Below are 1,516 nucleotides of genomic sequence, written 5' to 3' on the forward strand. Positions count from 1 at the left end.
GCTGGCGCTTCCAGCGCCAGCACGGCGAACCCAAACTCCTCCGCTCTTACACCACTCGGTGGGACATCAACAATTGTGCCGCAACTTGGGTATTGAACTGCTGACGCACCCGATCCGGGAAATCGTGGCAGCGTTTGAATCCGGTTTCGCGCAATCGACCGGCGCGGCGCCGCAAGGCCTCAAGCTGGAGAATCTTCAGGCACGCGTTCGAGGCACCATCCTGATGGAGTTCAGCAATGCGCACGGCCACCTGCTGCTGACCACCGGCAACAAGAGCGAGATTTCCGTCGGGTACTGCACGCTGTACGGCGACACCAACGGCGGCATGGGGCTTATTGGCGATCTCTACAAGACAGAGGTATTCGAACTCTGCCGCCACATCAATGCCGCCGACGGGCGTGAAGTGATTCCGCGCGCGATCATCGACAAGGAACCTTCAGCAGAACTCGCCCCGGGCCAGAAGGACACCGATAGCCTGCCGCCCTACCCCGTTCTGAACGACATCCTCAAAAGGCGACCGGCTCGGCGCGGCCGAACAAGCTGCAGTGCAGGCCCGCATGGCAGACCTCACCGCCACCGACGCCGGCCGCGCGCTGATTGCCCGCATCAAGAACATGATCGGTCGCAACGAGTACAAGCGGCGCCAGGCGCCTCCGATCCTGCGGCTGCGCTAACGCGCCTTTGGCAGCGGACGACAGATGCCGATCGCGGCGCGTCACACCTTCTGATCTCACCGGATACCCCTGATGACTACCTTCGATACCGCAGTCTCATCCACGCGCAAAGCTTGTCATCGATGCGATCGATCCGTTTCTGCCAGAACACTTAGTCGCGGCGCCTCAGGAGACGATCGGGCGCCTCTTGGAGTCTTGCGGATCGCGTCCCGCCGCATGGATGCAGGGGAGCATCACTCACACTGCCAACGATGTGGCAGGCGGACTGACGTGCTTACCGCGTCAGGACATCCCTTGGGCAGGCGCAGGGGGCCGTGGCCGTTAGGTCGAACCGCTTGCACCAGGCTCATGACTGCGGCGGCGCGTTGTCCCGCGCGCAAGCTGTCGGCAAACAGCCAGTTCTCACGCCCGAGCATGATCAGCCGGATCGCGTTCTCGACCCGGTCGTTGTCGACCGAAAGCGCCCCACGCGTGAGCGCGGCCCAGCGTGTGAGGCTGCAGTTGATGGCTATGGCGGTGGCCGAGCCGTCACTGACCTGTTGCCAGTGCCACAACGCTTCCGCAGCGGGCTGTGCGCATTGTCATCGAATTCGCAGCAGCGCCGCGTGGACGCTTCGGCGCTACGCGTCCTCAGAACCCCCAGCGCAATTCAGCCCAGAGTCGCGTGGATGGAACGGTGCTAACGAGCTCGGGTTTATCGCCAATGTGGGTGGCCCAGTAGAGTCGCCCGGAGAGTTGCTGCGGACCAGTCCAGTTGAGGCCCAAGCCCGCGCCGCTGAGCGTGGCGTGGTTGGTGCTGTCGCCCCAGGGCGAATGGTTGATCGTGACGCGGGCACTGTCGG

2 protein-coding genes and 1 pseudogene are annotated in these 1,516 nt (G+C 63.6%); 1 reads left to right on the forward strand and 2 read right to left on the reverse strand.

The annotated features are described in order from the left end of the window. On the forward strand, positions 1-829 hold an 829-nt coding region (nadE, locus tag OPU71_RS21165; RefSeq protein ID WP_267730093.1), incomplete at its 5' end, for an NAD(+) synthase. A gap of 78 nt (positions 830-907) precedes the next feature. Here the strand turns inward: nadE and OPU71_RS21170 are convergent. After that, a pseudogene (locus tag OPU71_RS21170) lies at positions 908-1,234 on the reverse strand (IS66 family transposase); the annotation flags it as partial. 70 nt (positions 1,235-1,304) lie between these two features. Next, positions 1,305-1,516: hypothetical protein (locus OPU71_RS21175; RefSeq protein ID WP_267730094.1), on the reverse strand; the 212-nt coding region annotated here is incomplete at its 5' end.

This window comes from Niveibacterium sp. 24ML, assembly GCF_026586805.1.
Lineage (GTDB): Bacteria > Pseudomonadota > Gammaproteobacteria > Burkholderiales > Rhodocyclaceae > Niveibacterium.